Source organism: Leptolyngbya sp. FACHB-36 (assembly GCF_014695955.1).
Lineage (GTDB): Bacteria > Cyanobacteriota > Cyanobacteriia > Leptolyngbyales > Leptolyngbyaceae > FACHB-36.
This window is the reverse complement of record NZ_JACJPG010000456.1, coordinates 1-4,274: the sequence shown is the minus strand read 5'-3', so window position 1 is coordinate 4,274 and position 4,274 is coordinate 1. Positions and strand designations below refer to the sequence as shown.

Here is a 4,274-nt window from a genome sequence, read left to right as displayed (position 1 = left end):
CTCAACTTGGAGGTTTTCTAGCTCGTACGGCAGACGGTGAGCCGGGCTTGAAAACGTTGTGGCGAGGGATGGGAGTATTGCATCACTTACTTCAAGGAGCACAACTTGCGGCTAAAGCCTAAGCTTGATAAAGCTTCCGCCCACTTTTGCGTAATGGATAGCCGACGCGGAGAGGGGCTTTGATCCGGCTCCTTCCCTCGCAGGGAAGGGGCTGGGGGTTAGGTCAAAAGTCATTTGTGTGTACGCCGTGGCTAGGGAGGAGGCAGGAGGTAGATTGTAGGCTTGACTGAATTGGGACACGCCATAGACGGTTTACCCAACAAAAGGTCGTACGAACCTGACTCGTATCGAGCTACTTCTATGCTAATATATGACTAATCATATATAGGACACCACAGCAAAACTTTACCGCTGTCCTAATGTGAGCGAATCGCTTAAGTTTGCTTGCCCACCATTCCTTGAAGAGGCAATTGTATGACGGTACACACTCAAACGCTACGAGCCGTTGCCGGAATTGTTAACAGCGTTGAAACACTAGAAGGGGCAGGGTTCCTGGTGCGGCGTCCGTTCCCAAAAAGCAGTTTCTCTGCGTTTGATCCGTTTCTTCTGCTCGACGAACTGGGTCCGATCAATCTAAAACCTGGTCAGGCAAAAGGTGCGCCCGACCACCCACATCGCGGCTTTGAGACCGTTAGCTATCTCCTAGAAGGACGTTTAGAGCATAAAGATTCTGAGGGACACAGCGGGATTTTGAGCGCAGGCGATGTGCAGTGGATGACGGCAGGGGCAGGGGTTGTGCATTCCGAGATGCCGGAGTCGGAATTTGCTCGCACAGGTGGACGAATGCACGGCATTCAACTGTGGGTCAATTTGCCGCAGCGCGACAAGATGATTCCACCCCGCTACCAGGAAATTCCAGCGGCTCAAATTCCCGTTGCCCAAACCGAGGATGGGTTGGTCACGGTGCGGGTAATTGCCGGAGAAGCGATCGGGGCGAAAGCGGTGATTGAAACTCAGACCCCGATTATCTATCTGCACGTTACGCTGCAACCGGGTGGACGTTTGGTTCAGCCCGTGCCGAAGGAGTACAACGCCTTTGCTTACGTGCTCGACGGATCGGGCGCGTTTGGTGCTGAACAAGAGCGCGGTGAAGATGGACAAATGGTACTCTTTGCTCAGGACGGGGAAGAGGTTGCGATCGCCAACTCAGCGGATGCCCAACAGCCTCTCGATCTCCTGCTGATTGCTGGGGTACCACTAAATGAGCCAGTAGTGCGCTATGGTCCCTTTGTGATGAATACTGAAGCCGATATCATTCAAGCGATCGACGATTACCGTAATGGAAGGATGGGACGTATCCATGCTTAACTCACTTCAACAACGCATTAACCAACATCAACTGCTGCGCGATCTACAGCTCAAACTGCTGCGTCTGCACAAGCTGTTGCTGGACATCGAGCGCGCTAACTACGAACAAGTACGTGGACAGGTTACTCGGGGCAAACTGCTGCAACTGGTAATCCACGACGAGCAATTTGCCTGGCTGCATCGGCTTTCAGAAATGATTGTGCAAGTGGACGAGCTGCTGCAATCGGATGAACCCGTTTTGTTAGAGACAATTGCGGCTCTGGTTACAGATATTCGGATTCTGCTAACCCCCGATGAAGTGGGCAACGATTTTGCCATGAAGTATGACGCGGCATTTCAACGCAACCCGGATGTGGTGCTGGCTCATGCAGACGTTGTGACACTTCTGGCGTCAGTCGCTCAGCGATAAACGGTTCTTACTAAGAAGCGACCCAGCGAATTGCGATTCGCTGGGTCGCTTTTTTAGAACCCATGACAAGAATCCATCACAAACGATCGATCAAATTTGCTACTACCGTGACAAACTCTGCTGGCTCCACTGGCTTCGGAACATGGGACTGAAAGCCAGACGATAACGCTTTGATGCGATCTTCGGTGCGGGCATAGGCAGTCAGCGCGATCGCCGGAATTCGACCGCCCTGTTCTGGAGCGAGTGCCCGAACCTGACGGATCAGCATGTACCCATCTTCGTCCGGCATTCCAATGTCACTCACTAGCACCTCAGGTCGTTGCTCAGGTGTGCTTTGACTGATCACGGCTAACGCCTCTCTAGCCGATGCGGCTGTCGTGACTTCTGCCCCACTTTCCCGTAGGAGCGTGTCTAACATTTCTCTCGCGTCTGCTTCGTCATCCACAATCAAAATTCTCAAGCCATTCAATCTGGGTGAATTAATTAGCGGCAGAGTGTCACTATTGGTCGGATGCACCCGTTCGATCGTCGTTGGCTCTGAACGAAAAATGGTAACTGGAAGACTGACCACGAAGGTCGCTCCCTTACCGTTTCCCTCACTCGCTGCCTGAACGCTGCCGCCGTGCAGTTCTACCAGATGACGCACAATTGCCAGACCGAGTCCCAAGCCACCATGGACCCGCGTAGTCGTACTATCGGCTTGCTGCAAGCGCTCGAAAACGAAGGGTAAGAACTCAGGACTAATTCCCTGTCCGGTGTCGCTTACTGTCACCTCAACGTGAGAATTGATGCGCTCTAACCGAATCTGAACTCGCCCACCTTTTGGCGTGAACTTCACAGCGTTGGACAGCAAATTCCAAAACACTTGCTGAAGCCGATCGGGATCTCCCGAAATAGGTCCAGCAGCAGGGTCTAGTAGACTTTGGATGCGGATACTTTTGGCGTCTGCAGCAGGGCGAATGGAGTCGATCGCCGCTTCAACGATCGACACAAGCACAACCGGGCGCACATCTAAGCGAAGCTTGCCAGTAATAATGCGAGAAACATCTAAAAGATCATTGATTAACTGATTTTGCGCTCTGGCGTTGCGCTCGATCGTCTCGATCGCGCGGGTGATCATGGTTTCATCGAGCTGTTTGGAGCGCAGCATCGTTGCCCAGCCCAGTATCGCGTTCAGCGGCGTCCGCAACTCGTGTGAAACCGTAGCGAGAAACTCATCTTTTAGTCGGTTTGCTCGCGATAATTCCTCGGTCTGTTGCCGCAGCAGCGCCTCAACTTTTTTGCTTTCGGTCAGATCCAGAACAAAACAAACCCAGGCAAGCTGGTCATGTTCGAGCCGTGCGGCTCCCAGCAAAATAGGAACGCGGCTTCCATCTTTGCGAAGATATTCTTTCTCAAACGGCGCACAGCTTCCGGAGGTGGCAAGTTCTTGTAGAACTTTTTCGTCTTGCTGCACGTACTCTGGGGGAGTCATTTCGCCCCAGTTCATGATTCCATTGCGTAAGTCCTCGCGGCTGTACCCCACCAGTTGCAGGAACGCATCGTTGGCTTCCAGGATGGTGCCATTCGGTCCAGCCAGAATGATGCCAATAATATTGGCTTCCACTAAGCGGCTAAACCGAGCTTCGCTTTTCTTTAATGCAGCCTGCTGGGCTTTCAGGTCTTCCGCTAACGCTTCGGCTTGCCGTCGCGCAATTACTTGATTGGTGACTTCAAAGCCAAAGGTGATGATCCCTTCGACGGCGCCACTGATGTCATAGGCAGGCTGGTAAACAAAGTTGAAAAATCCCTGGTCGATCGTGCCGTCCCCGTGTCGATCGAACTGCACCGCGACTTCATTGCCAACAAACGGTTGTCCTGTGGTAAATACTCGATCGAGCAGTTCAAACAGTCCTTGCCCCTCAATTTCAGGAAAGACGTCTCGAACGGTGCGTCCAATCAATTCACGATTGCCAACAACCTGAGAATAGCGGGGATTGGCAAACTCGAAGACGTGATCAGGTCCACGATTGATACAAATAAAGGCTGGAGCCTCTAGCAGTAGCGAATAGAGACGATTCTGTTGAACTTCCGCTTCTGCACGGGCGGCTTGCTCACGAATCAGCAATTGGTTGCGCTCTGCCTCCGCTTGCTTGCGATCGGTAACGTCGCGAGAAATGGCGACAACGGATTGGATGGATTGGCCTGAACTCTCCAATGGAGTCAGAATGTATTCGTACGATCGGATACCGCTGTCTGTGGCGAAATCAGTTTCACTTTTTAGCGATCGCCCCGTGGAGATGACGGTTTCTCGCTGCGCATCGACCGGCTCCATTAGAGCCGCTGGTAAGCCAAGATCGCGCCAGGTTTTGCCAATTACGTCACCTGGCTGGAACCCAAGAACTTGGGCACCTCCATCGCTGACATAGCAATACCGCCCCTCTTGGTCAAAGACGTAAATATGATCGACCGACGTTGAGAGAATGGCATTCAACGTATTCGCGTGTTCTTGCACCTG

At 52.5% G+C, this 4,274-nt stretch carries 4 protein-coding genes; 3 read left to right on the top strand and 1 reads right to left on the bottom strand.

The window, feature by feature from the left end; all coding sequences use genetic code 11:
* The 3 genes from H6F43_RS23140 to H6F43_RS12845 all read left to right on the top strand — a co-directional run.
* A partial coding sequence (locus tag H6F43_RS23140; RefSeq protein WP_190342048.1) for an IS4 family transposase occupies positions 1 to 122 on the top strand: 122 nt, incomplete at its 5' end.
* A gap of 352 nt (positions 123 to 474) precedes the next feature.
* Positions 475 to 1,368, top strand: a complete 894-nt coding sequence (locus tag H6F43_RS12850; protein ID WP_190343144.1) for a pirin family protein — start codon at positions 475 to 477, stop codon at positions 1,366 to 1,368.
* On the top strand, positions 1,361 to 1,777 hold the full coding sequence (locus H6F43_RS12845) for a hypothetical protein (protein WP_190343143.1): 417 nt from the start codon (positions 1,361 to 1,363) through the stop codon (positions 1,775 to 1,777). Before H6F43_RS12850 ends, H6F43_RS12845 begins: the two co-directional genes overlap by 8 nt.
* Before the next feature lie 76 nt (positions 1,778 to 1,853).
* On the opposite strand, the gene H6F43_RS12840 is transcribed toward H6F43_RS12845, so the two are convergent.
* On the bottom strand, positions 1,854 to 4,274 hold a 2,421-nt coding region (locus H6F43_RS12840; protein WP_190343142.1), incomplete at its 5' end, for a PAS domain S-box protein.

What these genes read in the sequence shown, in the direction of transcription:
- H6F43_RS12850 (WP_190343144.1), top strand. Translation starts at nt 475, where the DNA reads ATGACGGTACACACTCAAACGCTACGAGCCGTTGCCGGAATTGTTAAC.
- H6F43_RS12845 (WP_190343143.1), top strand. Translation starts at nt 1,361, where the DNA reads ATGCTTAACTCACTTCAACAACGCATTAACCAACATCAACTGCTGCGC.